Here is a 20601-nt window from a genome sequence, read left to right as displayed (position 1 = left end):
ACTTTTAGCGATAATCTGACACCCTTCTTATTTCCAATTGTGAGAAAGTCGATAACGAATTGGCCAGCGCACTGGCAAAATTTGCGGCGCCGTGTCCCTACTGCTATACCTGATATAACCCATCTCCATATTTGGACTCCCTGTTAAGGCAAAATGGCTCGGCGATACTTATTCAATAAAAGGATGTCTGCGTGTTTGCTTTGAAAATTTCGCACAAATTATTGCTGATTGTCGGCATTGCACTCATAGCTTTCGTTATCAGTCAGGGCTATACCTTGTATGTAGAACGCGGCAACGCCGCACGCTTAGTCGATGTGCAAAAAAACCTGTATCCCTCACTGGAATTGACAACCATAAACCTCGGCACATTACTGTCTATGGAGCAGAATATCAGCTCGGCAGTGACGACTGGCGACCCCGATATTCTCGAGCAAGCATCCAGTCAATACGACTTAATTGCGTCAAACCTAAAGCGGCTGCAAGTGCTTGGCACCCCCAGCATTGACAAAGCGCTCAGTGATTTAGACGAGTGGTACAGTACGGCTACGCAAATAGCTGAGGGGTTTATCGATGGCACCGTGGACTTCAGCCGGGTTGCCGAAGACGCGAAGAGAAATGCCGACAGATTAAAATCGCTGACCCAATCGCTGGAGCTAATGAAGTCCAACACCGAAGCAAACTTCACCAATTCCATTTCTGAAACGCTGGCCGGCGCCTCGCGTGCCTCAGGAATTTCACTGGGCATCTCTATTGTCGCTGTCGTAGTTTTAGTGGTCATGAGTTTAATTATTGGGCGCTCTATTACCAGTAATTTGCATCAGGTTACCCAATCATTACATGACATGGCATCTGGAGATGGCGACCTAACCTGTCGTATTGATTATCGCGGTCAGGACGAGATTTTGCCCTTGGCGGAAAACTTCAACCGCTTTGTAGAAAAGCTACACGCTTCATTTGCAGAAATACTGAACGATGTAAATTCACTGTCTTCGGTGTCATCAAGACTAACAGACACAAGTGGAAAGAACGTTACGGAAATTGATGCGCAGGCCCGCGCCATTTCCGCCACGCGCAATGCTATCGCCGAACTCATGGCAAGTGTAGAGCAGGTGGCCGAGCTCGCCGGCAGCGGATCGCAGAAAGCCGCCGAAATAAACACCACCGCTGAACAGGGTAAGCAAACCCTTAACCGCAATGTCGACACGATTACCGCGCTCGCGGATGACATTAAGAGCTCCGCCGAGGTCGTTAACAAATTTGAAACCTTCAGTACCGACGTCGGCCAACTGCTCAACACGATTCAAAATGTAGCAGAGCAAACTAACCTACTCGCACTGAATGCCGCTATTGAGGCCGCCCGCGCCGGTGAACATGGCCGAGGATTTGCTGTAGTAGCCGATGAAGTGCGCGAACTTGCAGTCAGAACACGGCAGGCCACCGATGAGATTCACGCCGTCATTAGCGAGCTACAAAGCGTGTCGCAAAGTGCTGTAGCCTCCATGGAAAACAGTGTTGAGCGCGTCAACTCTGGCGTTGAAGCGACACGCGAATCGGAAATTGCTCTGACGAGCATCCTCACCAGCGTGCAGGAAATCAGTGCATTCAATGAGCAGATCGCCAGCGCAACCCATGAGCAAAGTTCTACTTTCTCGGAGGTTATGAATCATGTTACCGACATTCACAGTAATACCGAGAAAGTCACCGAAAGTACAAGCACCACAAACAGCATTTGCCAAGACATTGACAATATTTCAAAACGACTGGGAGACGTTGCCTCACAGTTTAAGGTATAAAATAATTCTCCAAAGGAGAGAGTCATGAGCTTTAATCGCGTCACTTATTACACTTTATTGTCCTGTGCCGCCGGAGTCGTTCTCGCGAGTGGGTCGGCCTTAGCGCAAGACCAAGACCGAATCGACAAACTGGAACAGCAAGTTCAGTCATTGCAACAGCAAGTCAACAAACCTATTGAAAACAGAGTGCGTTTTAACGGCTTCTTTAGTGTTGCCTACGGCGCTGCCAGCAATGACGCTGGCTACATTGGTTATATGAAGGAAGGCACCTTTGAAAACGAAAGTTTATTCGGCTTGCAAGGCGCATTTACTATTACCGACCAAACTGAGGTCACCATGCAATTGGTGGGGCGAGGCAATGAAAATTGGGAGCCTTCGCTAGAGTGGGCCTACATTAGTCACAGCTTCTCTTCAGACTTTAAAGCTCGAGCCGGAAAAATGCGCCTACCGCTATTTATGTATTCTGACTCTCTGGAAGTGGGCTATGCTCAACCTTGGCTGCGGCCGCCAGAAGAAATTTACGGCGCAATACCCGTTACAAGTTACACGGGTATTGATGGCCTTTACGATATTAACTTCGACATGTCGACCTTAACATTGCAAGCTTTTGTTGGAGAATCCAAAGAAGATATAACGCAATTAGGCCAAGTAGTCGAATTAGAGGTGAATGACTTGCTAGGCGGGTCCGCGACGTGGACCGACTTTACCTGGACTTTGCGCGGTAATGTTGCCGTCACCGACATTAATACCGGGGGAGGCGACGACATTCCAACGGAGTTCTACGGCTTAGGCTTTGGCTACAACAATGGTCGGCTGCAGCTACTCTCGGAATTCACCCGATTAGAAATCGACGGCGCCACTCCCGATGCGGATGCGGCTTATTTTACGGCTGCCTATACTTTTGGATCTGTAACGCCTTACGCCACATATTCGGTACGAGAGTCTACTGACGACGACGAACGTCCTTACTCCCGGGGATTTATTTTTGCTGCCATCACCAACCCAGCCAGCCCTTTCTTTGGCAACAGCGAGGCCATTGCACTATCGGATGTGCAAAATACGGAACGCAGCGCTTACAGCTTAGGTCTACGCTGGGACGTTATGAGTAACGTCGCACTAAAATTCGACGTTACCCGAGCCAGTGGCTTTGGCGATACCGGAGGCGGCTTGTCTGGTAATAATTTTACACCCGTCGTTGTCTATGATGACGCGGATGTATACACCATTAAACTTGATGCAGCATTTTGAGGGTGGGTATAACGTGAAATATATATTGCTAGGAATACTCTTTAGTGCTTCATCTGCTTTCGCCGACGTTGTTGTTATCACGCACCCCTCGGGGCCTGACAGCATGGAAAACAATCAAGTGCGAGACTTATTTATAGGTCGAAGCAAACAGCTCCCCAACGGCCAGTCGGCGGATCCGATTGATCTCGATCAAGGGCAGCCATTGCGGGAAGAGTTTCACGATAAAGTAACAGGCCGATCGCAAGCGCAGCTCAATGCGTTCTGGTCAAAGCAGGTTTTTACCGGCAAAGGACAACCGCCACGAACACTCGACTCGTCGGCATCAGTAAAATCTGCTGTAGCCAGCACGCCTGGGGCAATTGGGTACATAGACGCCTCTGAGGTAGATGACAGTGTTAAGGTCGTATTAACGCCATAGTATAGCGATCGATGGCGAGACTGTGGCTCGCCATCACCTTTCCATGCTGTAAATAATATCCGCACTTTGCACAACCCCAGACTCAGCCTCAATTCGCAAATTGTCGGAGATAAAATAAGTCAAACCTACAGTGGATATACTGTCGAACAGGCCCACGGCGTAGTGAATGTAGATGTCTTTGGTCAAATACTTACCCAACCATAGCTGGCTCGCATCTACATTATCTTCTGATTTAATCGTCAACTCATCCAACCCGAACTTCTTAGCTATATCGTCTGCGAGAAACTGGCCACGTTTTACGCCAAGTTTGGCGACGGCGTTTATCAACATGGTTGCTTCGCCGGATGATGCATACTCAAGTTTTTTGCCGGTGAACAGCATAGCCATTGCATTGCTTTCCGATTGTGGCGGACGAGAATAAATTTCGGTTTCCGGGTACTGTAAAGTTCCGGTTATGATAAGGCCAACGACAACATCCTCCACCCTGCGGGTCGCCGTAATATTTAACCCAGGATTATCCAATGGTCCCTGAAAGGATATTACGCCTCGCTCCACCTCGAGCTTTTGACCATACGCCTCGTACTTCCCGTCCTCGACAACAATATCGCCAATGGCATAGAGCTCCCGCGTCGGAGTTTTATTCAGTGACATTTTACCCCCGAGGCTGGATTTGAAACCGGCAGCCTCTACATCAACATCATCACCCAAGGTTAACGCCAAATCCATATGCAAAGGTATTTTATCAGGTTGGTCTTGCTGCTCATCAATAACCACCACATCATTGGAAACCTTTACTGCACTGACAGGTAGCGTGCTTATTAACGCTCGTCCCTTAGGCAAGTTTGCCGAGCCTCTCACTTCGATTTTTTTCTTACTCGCGGCAACATGAATATCAGGATTTAGCCACAACGACAACTGCGGAAGGTTAAATATTTGCGCATTTTCCCCACTTAAATCTGCACTGACGCCCCAGTCTTCATTCAATAAATTTTCAGCTGAAACCTGCAAATTCATACTGCCTTGCTCAAGTTTGGCCTGTGCTTTCATTGTCATGGCAGAGTGATCGCCACGGGCTTTGGCATTGAGCGAAGTAACCTCAATCCCTAAAGGCGGGACTCCCATTGAGGCATCAACAACTTCCAAATTCAAAGCGAGTTCTGGCGCTCCCAGAGTTCCCCCAACATCAGCGTCCAGAATAAACTCGCCCTTCAGGTCACTGACTCCCGGAATCAAAGCCATCAGTGGCTTTAGATTGTCAATATTGGCATTCACTTGCCCCGAGACTTGTTTACTGTCCATCTGGTAACTGGCACTGGCCATTGCCCGACCAAACTCACCAATCATAATTTTAGAATCTACCCTTACTGCCTTGTCGTCACCTTCCAGATTTGCCGATAGTTCGCCCAGTGGGTAGTGATTAAAGTCTGTTTCGCTCAATTGATGCACAAGTTCTGCATTGACAGTATGCATACTTGCAGACAACTTTTTGGGTTCATTTTTCCCCCAGGTCAGCTCACCGTCCGATTGTAAGTACCCCCCCAACTTCATGCCATTTTTCAACCACGGATCAAACAATGCCAGATCTACCCGATCAATATTAAACTTCGACCGCAGTCCATCATCAACAGACCAGAGCACATCGGCACAGCCACGGGCAAATACACCCACGTCATTGGTTTCGTCTGAATCATTTGGCATATGCAAACAAACCGTCTGCAACTCTGCCTTTGCTGGGGATAAGAAAGCTGAGGCCGGCGCTTCAAGCTCAATGTGATGAGTGTAGGGAGAACTCACCGAAAACTTCAGAATGCTGCCCTGCCAAATCTCTGCACTTAGAGCTCCCGTCACGTCCGCGTGCAAGCTGGTATCTTCCGCTTTTATGTCAAAAGCAAACCGGTGATCATTTAACTTGCCGCCACCAGAAACTGACATCTTATCTACATGTTTACCGGCAAGGTCGATGCCTGATGCAATGGCCTTTATCGCAAGCTCACGCCCCACCACACGTTCCATGCTTGATTGCAACTCAAATCGTTCAACTGAATAATCTTGCCAACGCAGGTTATTGGCATCGACATCACCGTTAAATCGCAGCTCTTGCCGAGTTCCCCGCAGATTACCCGAAGCCTTCAGCTCGCCACCTATCTTAGGGTCAATTTGCGCGAGCAAGGGCGCCGCTATCACCCCTGTCATATCGATTGAATCCCCCCAAGAACCATTCAGCTCGACTTGGTTAGCCCCTAATGAGGTTTTCACCTGCTTTAGCTGCCAAGATCCATTATCGTACTGAACCGCTCCTTGGCCCTGAATCATCAGCGCGCGCAGTTGTCCTTGCAGATTAGCCACATCAGCGGAGGCGACAAGGCGCTCGTCAATCCAACTCCCGTCACTGTTTAACTGAAACTGAATTTGCCCGGGCCAGTTTTTAGCAAGGACTGAAGGATCTACGTCCTCCCCAGTCACACTCGCCGACCAGCGCAATCCATCCCGCCAGGACACCTTGCCATTTAACCCGACTCTGACCTTGTTCATCGTCAGGCCTAGCTGTGCCGACGTTAATCGTTCCGTATCACCGCTGGCGGTAAGTGAAAGCGTCAAATCATCCAACGGCTCTATTTTTGTCTTGGCCTGGACGCTTATATCGTAGCCAGTCAACCAACCATTGAAGTCGACTTCAGCGCCCAATGTCTGCACTGGCCCCACATCGATCCCCATCAGCACTTGAGGCAAAGACTGCTCCTCAATTCGGGCACTTGCATTTACGTTTGGCTGCAGAACTGCCTGTGTAGAATTGAAGCCCGTTTCAAGCCCCCCCTTTACAATCACCGGCAAGGGTTGCGAGTTATTGAGAGTAAACTCAATTTTTTCCAGATTACCTTTCGCTTTCAGCCCTGTGCTCCAAGACTCTGCAAGCACGGCTGCCGGCAAGAAAGCCGAAAATACGCTTGGGGCAACATTGTCTTGGCGAGACAACAACCGCACAGCTACTTTTGCATTAAAGTCATAGGGGTAACTCAGCGCTCCCGAACCACTTAACTGTAACCGGTCGCCCGCTGACTCGATCAGTATGCGCTCAATGCTTACTTCACCCACGCCATAGGAAGCCGACGCTTCTACAGACTCAATAAAAAGTTCGGGAGCATCCCCTTGTTTTACTGTCAGCTCTGCAATGACTAATTCTTTTAACGTGAGCCGAACCGGAAGATCGAGGTCGGGCCAACCGGTAAACTCGCCTGCCGTTGCCGCAGAGCTCTCAGCTTGGGCTACATTGACCAAAACACTATCGAGCGCAAGGCGGTCAACGTAAATCACCCCCCAAACAAAAGTCGCCGGGCGCCAGGCTAGCTCCAACTCTTCGCTTGCAAATTCCACCGCAGCAGATTGGTATCGAACGTCGCGTAAAGTGACGCCCCGCAGCAATGCACCTTCGACATAACGAAGCTCTACATTGGTTGCAGCACTCACTCGCTCTAATAGCCAGCGTGTCCCGGGCTCAGTAGCCACAACCGCTGAGATCAGCAGCAACAATGACATGACAACTAGGGAAAACACTAACAGTGCGCGCACCAATACACGCTTGATCATAAATCAGGCCCTACACTCAAATGTAAGCGCCACCCTTCATGACCATCGAGTGCCTTGGCAACATCAGCACGCACCGGTCCCACCGGGGATAGCCAGCGCAGACCGACACCGATACCACGGTAAGGATCTAGGTAGCCTTTATTAAAAGCGGTACCCTCGTCATAAAACGCTGCCAGTACAAAATCACCGTAGACTTTACGGTCGTATTCAATAGAACTTGTCACCAACCGTGAACCACCAACGACAATATCATCATCGTTTACTGGACCCAACGTTTTATAGTCATAGCCGCGTACGCTGGCATCACCGCCGGCAAAAAACCGTTGCGAAATTGGCAACTTGGAAAAATCATCAACTTCGGTAATGCCCCCCTCAAAACGCACCATTATGCGCCCTTCGCCCGCAGGGAAAATCAACTTTAAGCGGCCAAAAACTTGCGCAAAATCGGTGCTTGATACAACTGAGTCGCTCGCACCTTTAACTCGAACAAATGCACTCCAACCACGCCGGGGGTACTTGACTCCATCGGCCATTGTGTACGATGTACTAAACATAGGGATGACAAATTCTGAATGGGTTGACGGGTCTTCACCAAATGAAAACTCTTCCTCTTCATAGCTCAAACCATAGTTGTTCAACCATTGACTTGACTCCCAGCTAGAGTAGTTAAGTCCCGTCACCAAACGGTTACTGATGCTATCGTTGATGTCCTCCTGACTGAACCCGGTATACAGACGTAGAACTTGATACGCGGGCCTAGCCATTGGTATGGAATAGCCCAGCTGATAAGTCGTTATTACCTCGGAGGCATTGACCGTCGCATCCAGATTGTGACCGGCACTATTGATGTAGCGATTTTCGTAACCCAGACGAATACGTGCGCCGGTATCGGAAGAGTACCCAGCGCCAATCACATAATGGTGTTTTGACCCGGCAAGCAAATCAATTGACACCGGTACTTCGCCGCCACTTAGCTCGCCTAAGCGCGGCTCCACTGTCACAGATTCAAAGTAGCCACTGGACTGAAATTCGCTTTTAAGGCTCACCAAATCTTCTGATCGATAGGCCTGCCCCGACTGCAACTGAACGTAGCGATCAATAAGCGAGCGGTTGAGAATATCGTGATTTATGGTGATTTTACCAATCCGGTATCGACTGCCCGTATTCAGTATTAATGTCACTCTGGCACTGTTGTCTTCTCTCGACACCAGCACCTGGGATCGTATAAAACGCGCGTCAAAAAAGCCTTGTGAGCTAGCTGTGTGCAAAAGCCTACTTTTATAGCTTTCATACTCGCTGTGATTAAAGGTGGCGCCGACAATCATTGGGTTGCTGGCAATAGTTTTCTGCAACACCGGGTTTTCCGCACCGTCACCTTCCAGGTGAGCCACTACACTCGCGTAAACAACCGGGTTACCCGGCTGAAGCGTAACTGTAACCGTCCAACAACCGTCCTTCTCGACGATATGAGACTCAAACTGCAAATGGTAGTAACCCAGCGCACGCCCCGCATCTGTAACCTTTTCAGTGATTTCTTGGGAAAAACTGCCTTTGTGCCAGGGCGAAAGTTCACAGTTACGCTCAGGAACCGCCAAGTACGCGCGAATGTTGTTTTGCAGAGAATCGTTGCCGCCGCTGATTTCGAGCTTAGGAGACGCAGCCAACGCAGTGAACGGCAGCAGGGCCACGAACACTAGGCAGCGTAGAAGAAGATGTGACATAAAGTCCCGATAAAAATCCAATTTCGATGCGTTCAGCTATAATCGACGCTATCGGCGACGATTATTTAACATAAACCGCATTATATCATTGGGACTAATCCACCCGCACAGCCTTTACAGTAAATGTGTTTACAGCAGCTGTCTGGGTAAGTTTCACGACATTGGGCCCAATCTTAGACCACTGGTTTAGATGACAAAATCTTCTTCGTCCAGTTCCATCACCGCCAGATGATGCGAGAGGAATATTTTTCCCGATAGCGCCTCGGGAAAGTGACTGCGCCGCAAACGGTCCATCACGGGCCCTTTGACCTCTGACAAGTGCAAACGGACGCCACTTTCGAACAACCGCTGGTTTATCGCTTCAAGCGACTCCAATGCGCTTAAGTCTATAGAGTTAATTGCACTGCACTGAAGTATTACATGGAGTATCTTTGGGTTTGCCGCGATCTGATCGTAGACCTTTGTTTCCAAAAATCGTGCATTGGCGAAAAATAGGTTTTCATCGATACGCAAGGCGAGCACATGCGGTTGCGTAATAACCTTATGGCGCTCGACATTGCGATAATGTTCCGTGCCTGGCACCTGCCCCACAACGGCCATATGCGGTCGCGAGGCTTTAATCAGGTAGATGGCAATGGACGCCAACACACCCACGCTAACCCCCCACTCGACACCTGCCAGCAAGGTCAGAGTAATTGTTGAAGCCGTGGCAATAAAGTCAGCCAAAGCGTAGCTCCAGGCGCGCCACAGTATCGACAAATCGACTAGCGACAAGACCGCCACGATAATGCTTGCAGCCAAGGTTGCTTTGGGTAAAAAGTACAGTGCAGGCGTTAGAAACAGTACCGCCAAGACCATTCCCACCGCCGTAAAAATGCCTGCTGCCGGTGTCTGCGCGCCGGCATCAAAGCTAACCACCGAGCGCGAGAAACCTCCGGTTACAGGAATGCCCTGACTTAAGCCCGACGCTATATTGGCAGCGCCAAGTGCGATTAATTCCTGGTCCGGATCAATGCGCTGCCGGCGTTTTGCGGCAAGTGTTTGCGCCACAGAAACAGACTCGACAAATCCAATAACGGCGATGAGCAAGGCGGGAACAGCCAGCTGTTGCCACTGCGCCCAATCGAGGCGCGGCACAGCGAGTGCAGGTAAGTTACCGGGCACACTCCCCACTAAGGCCACACCATCGCCCCCCAGCTCAAACGCCCATGCGCACACAGTACCTACCACCACGGCCATAACAGGTCCGGCCTTCGCCAGCAGTGACGCGGTGCGCTTCGCTAAGCCTAACCTTTCCAGTAAGGGCGCGAGCGCCGCTCGCACCCAAAACAGGAACACTAAAGTGGCCAGGCCGAGAGCGAACGTAATGACATTGATATCCGCTTGGGCGAGCCATAGCCCGTGCAACAACTCAGGCAAGGTATCCCCCTCAATACTCACGCCGACCAAATGTTGCACCTGACTCAGGGCAATTAAAATCCCAGAAGCCGCAATAAAACCCGCAATAACCGGGTGCGAGAGAAAGTTCGCCAAGAAACCCAACCGCAAAACTCCCAGCAACAGTAAGAAGCCCCCACTGACGAGTGCCAATCCTGCAGCCGCTGCCAGCTTTTGTTCGACAGACACCAGTCCCAAACCACCGACGGCCGCCGCGGTCATCAGAGACACAACAGCGACGGGCCCCACCGCCATGACTCGACTTGTACCCAACAGCCCATAACAAATTAGCGGCAGCAGCGAAGCATACAAGCCCACCTCTGGTGGCAAACCCGCCAACAACGCATAGGCAAGCGATTGCGGAATCAGCATGACGGTAACAATGCCAGCGGCCAACAAATCATCGACTAGTGTTGCTTTGGTGTAGCGCCTGGACCAATCGAGGATCGGCAGATAGCGCTCCAGTGATACATTCATTTTGGGCTTCTGCCTCACCTTGTTTTCGTTGTTCAAGCCGCTCACGATAGGGTGTTTAACGGTACTTTCAGAAATACCTGCCCATTGTCTTCAGGCGGCGGCAAATGACCCGCTCGCATATTGACCTGCAGGCTCGGCAAAATTAGCTTAGGCATGCCCAAAGTCGCATCGCGCGCCTGACGCATGCTGACAAATTCCTGCTCACCAATACCCTCCCTAACATGAATATTGGCAGCCCTCTCGTCGCCCACCGTCGTCTCCCATGCCGCGGGACGGCCGTTAGGTAAATAGTCGTGACACATAAAAAGGCGCATATCGTCTGGCAACGACAACACCCGGCCGATGGACCGATACAGTGTTTTGGCATCGCCACCGGGAAAGTCTGCCCGCGCTGTGCCGCCGTCTGGCATAAACAGGGTGTCCCCCACAAAAGACGCATCGCCAATAACATGCGTCATGCAGGCAGGCGTATGCCCCGGTGTGTGCAGCGCAAATGCGGTCATACTGCCAATAGTGTAGGTGTCTCCGTCAGCAAACAACCGATCAAACTGGGAACCATCGCGAGCGAAGTCCGTGCCCTCATTAAAAACCTTGGCAAACGTTTCCTGCACCAGAGTAATCTGATCGCCAATGCCGAGCTTACCGCCGAGCTTTTCCTGAATATAAGGCGCGGCGGATAAATGGTCGGCGTGCACATGAGTCTCAATAATCCACTCAAGTCTCCAGCCATTATCGCGGATATACTCGATGATTTTATCGGCACCACTTAAATCGGTACGCCCCGAGGCATAATCAATCTCCATCACCGAATCCACCACGGCACAAGCTTCCGACTCCGGGTCCTTCACGATATACGAGAAGGTATTAGTGGGCTCATCAAAAAAGGCAATCACCACCGGATGCAGATTCATATCGGCGGCAAAGGGTAAGGTGACTTTTTCCACAGTTCATTCCTCCGTTAGGGGTTATACGTTGTATTGCAACCCCTAGGCCAAGATTCCACAATGCAGCAAAAAGCCCCAACTCTTTGATTTTTATAGGCTTTCAACCTAGATCCAGTGGTAACACAGCAGCCAGCTGAGTTTTTTGCCATAATTGACATAAACTTAGACAAGGCTGACACAATGCAAATAATTGTCCGGGACACCGAACTCGATACCGCCCGTATGCTGGACGGCTACGATTGCCCAGCAATATTAATGAGTGCCGACTACAAGGTGTTGGCCGCCAACGACTTATACACCTCAACCTTTGGCGCTATTGACCCGGTCCGCACACCACATTGTTATCAGGTTTCCCATGGTTACGACCGCCCCTGCGATCAAGCCGGTGAATCTTGCCCTCTGGCAGCTTGTAAGGAGTCTGGCAGAAAAGAGCGTGTGCTACACATTCACAACACACCGCGCGGTCGCGAGCATGTCGATGTTCAAATGATTCCTATCAAGGGGCAGTACGGCCAGCTAAAATATTTTGTTGAGTTACTCAAGCCCGTTCGCACCGCCAGTGTCGATGTATCTACCCCCAAAATGGTAGGCACCAGCCCTGCCTTTAACAATGCCGTTGATTTAATCAATCGGGTCGGTCCCAGCGAAGCATCTGTATTGCTGCTGGGGGAGTCCGGTACTGGCAAGGAGCTCGCAGCTCGCGCCGTACACGATGCCAGTCCCCGCCGTGACAAGCCTTTTGTCATTGTCGAGTGCGCGGGACTTACTGACACACTGTTTGAAAGCGAATTATTCGGCCACTTAAAGGGCGCATTTACTGGCGCAAGCTACCGCAAACGAGGCCTAGTCGAATCCGCTCAGGGCGGCACTTTGTTTTTAGATGAGGTTGGGGATATTCCCCTGCATCTACAAGTTAAACTTCTGCGCCTTATAGAATCGGGCACTTACCGCCCAATCGGCAGTGTGCAACCGCAACCGGCCGACTTTCGTTTGGTTTGCGCCACTCATAAAAATCTGAAGACTATGGTGGCGGACGGCAAGTTTCGTCAGGACCTCTATTTTCGCATCAATGTATTTCCTATTTGCCTACCGCCATTGCGTGAACGACGCGAGGATATCCCTTTAGTCGCCAGCGCTCTTTTGCACAAACTACAATCGCGTTTAACGCTGACCCCGAGCGCCGAAAGGTGGTTAAGCGATCAGTCCTTTCAAGGCAATATACGCGAGTTGCGCAACGTTCTGGAACGAGCCTGTCTACTAGAAAACAGCACTGAAATCAGCACCACAACATTAGAGTGGGCTGTGGCGGCGGACCGGGCCTGCGAGCGCCACCACCAAGAGTCCATACAAACGCTCAACCCGGAGCAGGACTTTAAGTCTTTGCAATTACGGCACCTGGAGAAATTACTGGAAGAGCATGGCGGCGACAAACAGGCCGCCGCCAAAGCCGCCGGTATCAGTGTGCGAACTCTGTACCGGAAGCTAAAAGAAAACTGATCGCCGATTAGACTTTTTTCTGCACAAGCGCTACGCCTGCCATGCCCGCCAACATAGCGGCCACAAAGGCAAAGGTTTGCACATCCAGGTACACTAAAGCCGACATCGCCGGCCCCGGGCAATAGCCATAAATCCCCCAGCCAATGCCGAACATGGCTGATCCGGCAACAAGCTTGCGATCGACGCTCCGGCCGGCCGGCAATTGAAAGCGATCGGCGCACACAGGGCTTTGGCATTTAAGCACCCAGTGAAAGCCCAGTAATGTAGCCGCCACAGCGCCCCCCATCACAAATATAAGCGTCGGATCCCAAGCACCCAATATATCCAAAAAACCCAGCACTTTAGCCGTATCGGTCATACCCGACATCGCCAGGCCCGCCCCAAACAAAAGACCACAGAACAATGCGAATGTATTTTTCATAGAGCCTCCTTAAAGAATGTGGCGAATCAGGTAAACCGTGGCAATACCGGTAGACATAAACAGCATGGTGGCCACAATCGAGCGCGGCGATAAACGGCCAATACCGCACACCCCGTGACCACTGGTACAACCGCTGCCAAGTTTGACTCCGATACCCACCACCAAGCCACCCAATATCGCCTGCCACATTGGCAACTGACTGGGTGCGGGATAATGCACGCCACTGAGCGCATGAAACAGCCAGGCACCGCCGAGCAACCCCGCCACAAATACCCAGCGCCACAAGTTATCAGCGGCGCCACTTAATGCTCCCCACAAAATACCGCTGATGCCGGCAATCCGTCCCAACCAATAAAGCAGACCTACCGCCGAGGCGCCAATAAGCAGACCTCCGGCCAGTGCCGGTAAAAATTGAGTCATAAGTTCACCACCCGATCGTTGAATTGCATACACTTAAACCGTTAGAGCAAGTTTGAGGCCAAACCATAGGCCCCCTATTTAATGGGCCTATGCCACCATTGAGTCGCCATTGCCAGCCAATTACGGCACACTTATGACAAAGTGACTGACAAATTTGACAAAAGGAACACCATGACCGTCAACACCCCCATCTACACCGGCTTTTGGCTGCGTTTTCTCGCGTTTATTGTCGACTCACTGGTCGTAACCCCGATCGTCATTGCGGTGGCAATTGGCTTATACCAGCACTCAGGCGACTGGTTTAGCATGCTGTTGGCTAGCGCCAAAAATCCTTGGCTTAACTACGGTGTGCCCGCCGCCTTTACCCTAATATTTTGGCTGATAAAATCCGCCACACCAGGGAAAATGCTGCTGGGTGCCGTAATTGTGGATGCCATCACCCTGCAAAAACCCGCACGCTGGCAACTGGTGGTGCGCTATTTGGGTTACTACCTGTCGGCACTGCCTTTGTTTCTGGGCTTCATATGGATTGCGCTGGACCCGAAAAAGCAGGGTTGGCATGACAAACTAGCCCGCACTTTGGTCATTCAGGCTGAGAATAAAGAGAATGCGCCATAGCAGGTGAGCGATGACTGACGCCTGCGGCGCTTCAATGTACAATACTCCTCCCACGAAAGGCGCGAAACAGGCGACGCAATGAGCGATAAGAAAACCACCCACTTTGGGTTTGAAACCGTCGACACCGATAAAAAAGCTGAGCGGGTAGCCAGCGTATTCCACTCGGTAGCGGGCAAGTACGACCTGATGAACGACCTCATGTCCGGCGGTGTGCATCGCCTCTGGAAACGCCTGACCATTGAAAAAGCGGCCGTCCGCCCGGGTCACAAAGTATTGGATATTGCCGGTGGGACAGGCGACCTCTCATACCAGTTTGCCCGCCAGGTCGGTAAAGATGGCTTGGTAATCTTGGCCGACATCAACGACTCTATGCTCAAAGTCGGCCGCGATAAACTGCTGGACAAGGGGGTTGTTGGCAATCTCGATGTGGCTCAAGCCGACGCCCAGTTTTTGCCCTTTGCGGACAACACCTTTGACCGAATTACGATCGCCTTTGGCCTGCGCAATGTGACGGATAAAGACGTGGCGCTCGCCTCTATGCTGCGGGTATTAAAACCCGGCGGTAAATTACTGGTACTGGAGTTTTCCAAGCCCACCAATGCCATGCTAGAAAAAGTCTACGATACCTACTCATTCAAGATTTTGCCCAACATGGGCAAGTGGGTCACCGGAGACGCCGATAGCTACCGTTATTTGGCGGAATCGATTCGCATGCACCCAGATCAAAAAACGCTCCAGAGTATGATGGATAATGCCGGTTTTGTTATGACGGAGTATCACAACATGACCGGCGGAATTGTCGCTCTGCATACGGGAATTAAACCCTAATGCTTGGTAGCACCGCTGTCGCTGCACTCGCCAGCGCGCTGGAAACCCTTTGCCACAAATCTCTGGCTTACGACCCTGGCAGTCGGTTACGACTGCAGGCACTAGAGGGGCAATGTTTAGCGATTCACTGCCGCGCGCCGCAAATTACCCTTTATATACTGCCGGGCGCAAACATAAAGCTACAACAATTTTACGACGGAGACATCACCAGCTCACTGAGCGGGCGCATGGATCAATTGTTACAAGTCGCTGCCAGCGATGTTCATAGCCTGCATGGTACAGGTGTGACCCTGACCGGCAGCACTCAGCTGCTGGTAGAATTGCAAAACATATTCAACACACTAGATATCGACTGGGAGATGTGGCTGGCCGATGCCATTGGCACACTACCGGCGCACTTTATGGCGAAGCATTTTCGCCAAGCCAAACACTGGGGCGAAGAACGTGTTGCCAGTGCCGAACGCCTCGGTGGCGAGTATTTACGCGAAGAGAGCGGTTCCGGATTAGGCCGCAATGAGTTTGAGCTCTTTAGCGCAGACATCAACCAAACACGCCTAGCACTGGACCGACTCCAAGCCAGAATAGAGCGACTAGCGAGCACAGGGAATGCACAACCGCAATGACCAGTTTGTTTCGACTTCTAAAAATTCTTGTTACGGCTGCCCGTTACCGCCTTGACCTTTTGCTACCTCGCCACAGCTTACCCTGGTGGCTGAGGCTATTACTGTTGCCCCTTAGCCTGTTCCCCCAACGCAACTACAGTCGCGGTCAACGTTTGCGTCTAGCCATGGAATCACTCGGCCCTATTTTTATCAAGTTTGGCCAATTGCTTTCCACTCGCCCCGATCTGATACCCGAGGATATCGTCACCGAGCTGAAAGCCCTGCAAGACCGAGTCCCGCCCTTTGCTAAGGAGCAGTTTTTGGCCTTGGTGGAGACGTCGCATGGCGAAAGCGTAGATCAAATATTTAAGCACTTTGACCGCGAGCCTCTGGCCTCAGCGTCGGTCGCCCAGGTCCACGCAGCGACTCTACACGATGGTCGCGAAGTAGTCGTAAAAGTTATCCGCCCGGGCATAGCCCGCGTCATCGAGCAGGACACCCGGCTACTCACTTTAATGGCTCGCGCGGTAGAGCGCTACAGCAGCGACGGCAAGCGCTTGCGGCCTGTTGAAATTGTCGAAGATTACCGCACGACTATTTTTGATGAACTCGACTTGCAGCGTGAAGCGGCCAATGCCTCCCAGTTGCGCCGCAATTTTTTGCACTCACCTTTGCTGTATGTACCCGAAGTCATGTGGGACTACTGTCGCGCCAATGTTCTGGTTTTGGAGCGCATTTCCGGCATTCCAGTGACCGACCTTGACCAGTTGCATGCACAAAATACAAACATGAAAAAACTGGCCGAGCGCGGTGTAGAAATCTTTTTTACTCAGGTTTTCGAGCACAATTTTTTTCATGCCGACATGCACCCGGGCAATATCTTTGTCGCCCGCGAACACCCGGACCAACCTCAGTATATCGCTGTGGATATGGCGATTGTCGGGTCGCTCAATCGTGCCGATCAGTACTATTTAGCCCGCAATATGCTGGCCATGTTTAGGCGCGACTACCGTCAAGTCGCGGAGCTCCACATTCAAAGTGGCTGGGTGCCGGAATCAACGCGCACCGAGGAGTTGGAAGCCGCGGTGCGCACTGTGTGTGAGCCCATCTTCGAGCGCCCCTTAAAGGACATCTCATTTGGCCATGTATTGCTTAACCTGTTTCGTACGGCGCGGCGCTTTAATATGGAAGTACAGCCCCAGTTGGTGTTGCTGCAAAAAACACTGCTCAACATCGAAGGCCTTGGCCGGCAGCTTTACCCAGAGCTCAACCTATGGGAAACGGCACACCCATTTTTAGAGCGCTGGCTTAAACAACGCTTTCACCCAAAATCCCTGTGGACGGATTTCAAACGCTACGGACCGGAGTGGATGGAAAAGTTCCCCGAAATACCGCACCTGGTATTCAATGCATTGCAGCAGGTTCAGAATTTGGACGAAGTACGCCAGGAACTCAGCGAGCAGCGCCAACAGCACGCTGAACAGCTGCGCAAGGCGAGCATGCGCAGGCGCCTCTCATTGGCCGCCAGCGCCAGTTTTATTGGTGCCATCGTATGCCTGCTACCACACTGGGCAATACTGTCTGCGAGTGCACCTATGCTTGATTTGACCCATATACCGACCACCAGCTGGGCTCTGGCTGCCATCGGCACTATTTTGCTGACACTAAAACGCTAACACCGACACAAACTTTATTGATTAACGGGTGTTCACACCCGCGACTTCTGGTAATGTTGATTACTATCTACTCATTACCATAACTGAAACTGCGGCAAGGAGATAAGCACGCAATGTTAAACTCGACCCAAACACCCTACACACGCCAGCTGGCCCTGCTGGGGGCACTGCTTTCAGCTGTAGCGCTAAGCGCCTGTGGCGGAGGCAGCAGCAGCGGCGACTCTCTGGAAGACGTCGTTGGCAGCAGCTCGTCCAGCTCCGTTAGCAGCTCCTCCAGCTCAGTAAGCAGTTCGTCCAGCTCGGTTAGCGGCAGTGGCGAAGACTTCGTTTGGGAACAGGGCGCATTTCCGAATATGGACGACTACTGGTCTCTGTGCGAAAACCCACGCCAAGGGGTTGCCCCCTACAACGGTGAACCATATCCGGATATGGCGGGCACTTACATTGATGAAAACGTCTTTTTGCGTTCTTTCAGCAACGAGTTTTACCTTTGGTACGACGAGATTATCGATCGCAACCCCATTCTCTATGACACAACCACCTACTTTAGTCTTCTGGTAACTGAAGAAAGGACGCCGTCTGGCGCCCTTAAAGACCAATTCCACTGGTACGAAAATACAGATACCTATCGCACGCGCCAAGACTCAGGCGTCAGTGTCGGTTATGGTTTGCAATGGGTACTTTTATCTACCCTGCCGCCACGCGAAGCGGTGATCGCCTACACGGTACCCTCCTCTTCGGCCAGCGATGCGGGGCTTTCCCGCGGCGCCCGAATTCTTGCGATTGATGGCGTCGATTTAGTCAACGACGACTCACAAGCCGGTGTAGATGTGCTGAATACGGCACTGTTCCCATCTGAGGTTGGTCAGTCACACACGTTTACCGTGCAAGATTTAGGCAGTAGCAGCAGCCGCGACGTTGTTCTCACTGCGAGTGAACTGACGGTTTCCGCCGTACAAACCACCAATGTTATTAGCACGCCAACCGGGGATGTGGGCTATATGCTCTTTAATAACCACATCGCCACCGCCGAGACCGACCTGGCAATCGCCATAGAGAGTTTCGCCAATAGCGGCGTGTCCGATTTGATACTGGATATTCGCTACAATGGCGGCGGCTATTTGGATATCGCCAGCGAATTGGGTTATATGATAGGGGGCAGCAATACTGCCGGAAAGGACTTCTACACCACCGAATTTAACGACAAACACCCAACCACAGACCCGTTTAACGGCAATACCATAGAGCCAATACAATTTCACAGTACAACCCTGGGCTTCTCTGAGCCGGTAGGCCAAGCCCTGCCCACCTTAGACCTGAATCGAGTGTTCGTACTCACCGGTGGTAACACCTGCTCTGCGTCAGAGGCAATTATGAATGGTTTGGCCGGCGTCGATGTGGAAGTGATTCAGGTTGGCAACCCCACTTGCGGCAAGCCGTACGGCGCTTATGTGGTTGATAATTGCGGTCTGTCTTATTTCACCATTCAATTTAAAGGGGCAAACGCCAAAGGGTTTGGTGATTACGCTGGGGGCTTCTTCCCCGGTGATAACAATAGTGCTGATGCTTCGGAATTACCTGGCTGCGTCGTCGCCGATGATTACGAACATTCCCTGGGTGATAGCAATGAAGCTCGCCTGGCAACGGCACTTTACTACCGCGACAACGGCAGCTGTCCGGTAGAGGCCGGCAGTAAAACAACCACCGGCGCGGCCAAAAGCAGTATTACGCGCAGCGACGGCGTTATGTTCCACCCGCCCGGCATGGGTGACGCCATACTGCGAGGCCAGCCGTAACGGCTGGCGGCACTTGACGCGCTGAAACTGTGAACTCTTGAATTGCACAAAGACAGCAAACCACAAAGAGGCCGGCGCGAGTAAACTCGCACTGGCCTTTTTGTTGTTAACCGTAACCGTTGTGACGGCTGGCTGTCAGAATGTCATCGGCACAGCACAGCCAGCACGGCTCGACTCCCCGGAAAAATCCGTACAACAAATGCTGCAAAAACGTGTCTCCTACGCATTAGGCAGCAACGTTATTTTATCCAGCCGCGCATTAACAGACTCCAACCGGTTAATCATTGATGCACCCCGCCCCAAATCCATTAACGGTCATCGGCAAGGCATGGATTTAGGTCGGCCCGATCACTTCACACTGTGGAAGCAAGGCAAACAGTGCATCCTGAAACATGAGGAGAGTGAGCGCGAATGGGTGTTGGAGGATGCGCGCTGTATTGCAGAGAAATAGGGACGGGGTACGGGGTACGGGGAACGGGGAACGGAAGATGTTTAGCTACTGGGTAGCTTTAGCCAGCGATAGTATTTGACGCGGTTGGTAACCACGCACCACCTGACCATCGATAACCATTAGCGGTATGCCCTGACCGTTTAAATCGTTGTACTCGCGACGGCCACGGTTAGATTTCTCAATATTATACTCAGTAAAAACAATGTCATTGTCGCGCAACAACTCACGCGTCTTCTTGCAGTAACCGCACCACGGCGTTGCGTAAAGCACGACTTCGCCTGAGTACTGATCAACACGCTCTGTACCACCTGAGACTCCACTTCCGGCAAAAATTTTTATTGCCACCGCAATAGCAATAAACACAAAAACGATAGTCTTCATAGCTCCACCCATTTTTTAACAAGCGCCAAGCTCAACCACAGCTCAGTCTACGCGCCCCTTAACAGCATCGATACAGTCTCGAAGTAGGTCAAACTCTTGCGTCGAGGTAAGCTCGTCACTGGTAAATGTTTGAGCGATTTCGGGGCCATAAAGCCTAGCAGGCTGTTGAAAAACCCCATGCATGCTCAGCGTGGCCTGAAGCGTGCAGATGTTGTGTCTTGTCTCGACGGACAGGATGGTTGCCTTTGCTAGAGGCAGGGCACAGCAGATGTGCGCTTCAGGCCACGC

17 protein-coding genes are annotated in these 20601 nt (G+C 51.5%); 10 read left to right on the top strand and 7 right to left on the bottom strand.

Features of this window, described 5'->3' with window-relative positions; translation table 11 throughout:
• Positions 1–191 precede the first annotated feature (191 nt).
• Genes QWI17_RS18635 through QWI17_RS18625 form a run of 3 tightly spaced genes read left to right on the top strand, consistent with a single transcriptional unit; the run spans position 192 to position 3459 of the window.
• Positions 192–1793, top strand: coding sequence for a methyl-accepting chemotaxis protein (locus QWI17_RS18635; RefSeq protein ID WP_302724034.1), 1602 nt, complete (start codon positions 192–194; stop codon positions 1791–1793).
• A 24-nt stretch (positions 1794–1817) separates the two neighbouring features.
• Positions 1818–3041 carry a hypothetical protein gene (locus QWI17_RS18630; protein WP_302724033.1) on the top strand — a complete coding sequence of 408 codons (1224 nt, stop codon included), beginning with the start codon at positions 1818–1820 and terminating at the stop codon, positions 3039–3041.
• A 13-nt stretch (positions 3042–3054) separates the two neighbouring features.
• Complete coding sequence (locus tag QWI17_RS18625; RefSeq protein ID WP_302724032.1) at positions 3055–3459, top strand: type 2 periplasmic-binding domain-containing protein; 405 nt, start codon at positions 3055–3057, stop codon at positions 3457–3459.
• Between the two features lie 33 nt (positions 3460–3492).
• Here QWI17_RS18625 and QWI17_RS18620 read toward each other — a convergent pair whose 3' ends face one another.
• The 4 genes from QWI17_RS18620 to QWI17_RS18605 all read right to left on the bottom strand — a co-directional run bounded on the left by QWI17_RS18620 (position 3493) and on the right by QWI17_RS18605 (position 11623).
• Positions 3493–7044, bottom strand: coding sequence for a translocation/assembly module TamB domain-containing protein (locus QWI17_RS18620; protein WP_302724031.1), 3552 nt, complete (start codon positions 7042–7044; stop codon positions 3493–3495).
• The gene (locus QWI17_RS18615; protein WP_302724030.1) at positions 7041–8765 is read right to left on the bottom strand and encodes an autotransporter assembly complex protein TamA; all 1725 of its coding nucleotides are present in this window, start codon (positions 8763–8765) and stop codon (positions 7041–7043) included. The genes QWI17_RS18620 and QWI17_RS18615 overlap by 4 nt, the downstream gene beginning before the upstream one ends.
• A gap of 186 nt (positions 8766–8951) precedes the next feature.
• Positions 8952–10679 (bottom strand): SulP family inorganic anion transporter, encoded by a 1728-nt coding sequence (locus tag QWI17_RS18610; RefSeq protein WP_302724029.1) that lies wholly within the window; start codon positions 10677–10679, stop codon positions 8952–8954.
• A 41-nt stretch (positions 10680–10720) separates the two neighbouring features.
• Entirely contained in the window at positions 10721–11623 is a 903-nt protein-coding gene (locus tag QWI17_RS18605; protein WP_441294595.1) for an MBL fold metallo-hydrolase, read from the bottom strand.
• 180 nt (positions 11624–11803) lie between these two features.
• Between QWI17_RS18605 and QWI17_RS18600 the strand changes: the two genes are divergently transcribed.
• Complete coding sequence (locus QWI17_RS18600) at positions 11804–13120, top strand: sigma-54 interaction domain-containing protein (RefSeq protein ID WP_302724028.1); 1317 nt, start codon at positions 11804–11806, stop codon at positions 13118–13120.
• Between the two features lie 7 nt (positions 13121–13127).
• Here the strand turns inward: QWI17_RS18600 and QWI17_RS18595 are convergent, their stop codons facing one another.
• Together QWI17_RS18595 and QWI17_RS18590 are read right to left on the bottom strand one after the other, a co-directional pair.
• On the bottom strand, positions 13128–13541 hold the full coding sequence (locus tag QWI17_RS18595; protein WP_302724027.1) for a DUF6691 family protein: 414 nt from the start codon (positions 13539–13541) through the stop codon (positions 13128–13130).
• A gap of 9 nt (positions 13542–13550) precedes the next feature.
• Positions 13551–13961, bottom strand: a complete 411-nt coding sequence (locus tag QWI17_RS18590) for a YeeE/YedE family protein (RefSeq protein ID WP_302724026.1) — start codon at positions 13959–13961, stop codon at positions 13551–13553.
• Positions 13962–14132: 171 nt separating this feature from the next.
• On the opposite strand from QWI17_RS18590, the gene QWI17_RS18585 reads away from it, so the two are divergent.
• The 6 genes from QWI17_RS18585 (at position 14133) to QWI17_RS18560 (ending at position 19932) form a co-directional block, all read left to right on the top strand.
• Positions 14133–14579 carry an RDD family protein gene (locus QWI17_RS18585; protein ID WP_302724025.1) on the top strand — a complete coding sequence of 149 codons (447 nt, stop codon included), beginning with the start codon at positions 14133–14135 and terminating at the stop codon, positions 14577–14579.
• Between the two features lie 78 nt (positions 14580–14657).
• Positions 14658–15407: a bifunctional demethylmenaquinone methyltransferase/2-methoxy-6-polyprenyl-1,4-benzoquinol methylase UbiE gene (gene ubiE / locus QWI17_RS18580; RefSeq protein ID WP_302724024.1), complete on the top strand. Its 750-nt coding sequence runs from the start codon at positions 14658–14660 to the stop codon at positions 15405–15407.
• Positions 15407–16030, top strand: coding sequence for a ubiquinone biosynthesis accessory factor UbiJ (locus QWI17_RS18575; RefSeq protein WP_302724023.1), 624 nt, complete (start codon positions 15407–15409; stop codon positions 16028–16030). The genes ubiE and QWI17_RS18575 overlap by 1 nt, the downstream gene beginning before the upstream one ends.
• Positions 16027–17685: a ubiquinone biosynthesis regulatory protein kinase UbiB gene (gene ubiB / locus QWI17_RS18570; protein ID WP_302724022.1), complete on the top strand. Its 1659-nt coding sequence runs from the start codon at positions 16027–16029 to the stop codon at positions 17683–17685. The genes QWI17_RS18575 and ubiB overlap by 4 nt, the downstream gene beginning before the upstream one ends.
• Positions 17686–17798: 113 nt before the next feature.
• Positions 17799–19481 (top strand): S41 family peptidase, encoded by a 1683-nt coding sequence (locus QWI17_RS18565; RefSeq protein WP_302724021.1) that lies wholly within the window; start codon positions 17799–17801, stop codon positions 19479–19481.
• Positions 19482–19518: 37 nt separating this feature from the next.
• On the top strand, positions 19519–19932 hold the full coding sequence (locus QWI17_RS18560; protein WP_302724020.1) for a hypothetical protein: 414 nt from the start codon (positions 19519–19521) through the stop codon (positions 19930–19932).
• Positions 19933–19977: 45 nt separating this feature from the next.
• Here the strand turns inward: QWI17_RS18560 and QWI17_RS18555 are convergent, their stop codons facing one another.
• On the bottom strand, positions 19978–20313 hold the full coding sequence (locus QWI17_RS18555) for a glutaredoxin family protein (protein WP_302724019.1): 336 nt from the start codon (positions 20311–20313) through the stop codon (positions 19978–19980).
• Positions 20314–20601 lie beyond the last annotated feature (288 nt).

Origin of the sequence: Gilvimarinus gilvus, from assembly GCF_030518155.1 — a bacterium.
GTDB classification, from domain to species: domain Bacteria; phylum Pseudomonadota; class Gammaproteobacteria; order Pseudomonadales; family Cellvibrionaceae; genus Gilvimarinus; species Gilvimarinus gilvus.
This window is presented reverse-complemented; position numbering and strand designations above follow the sequence as displayed.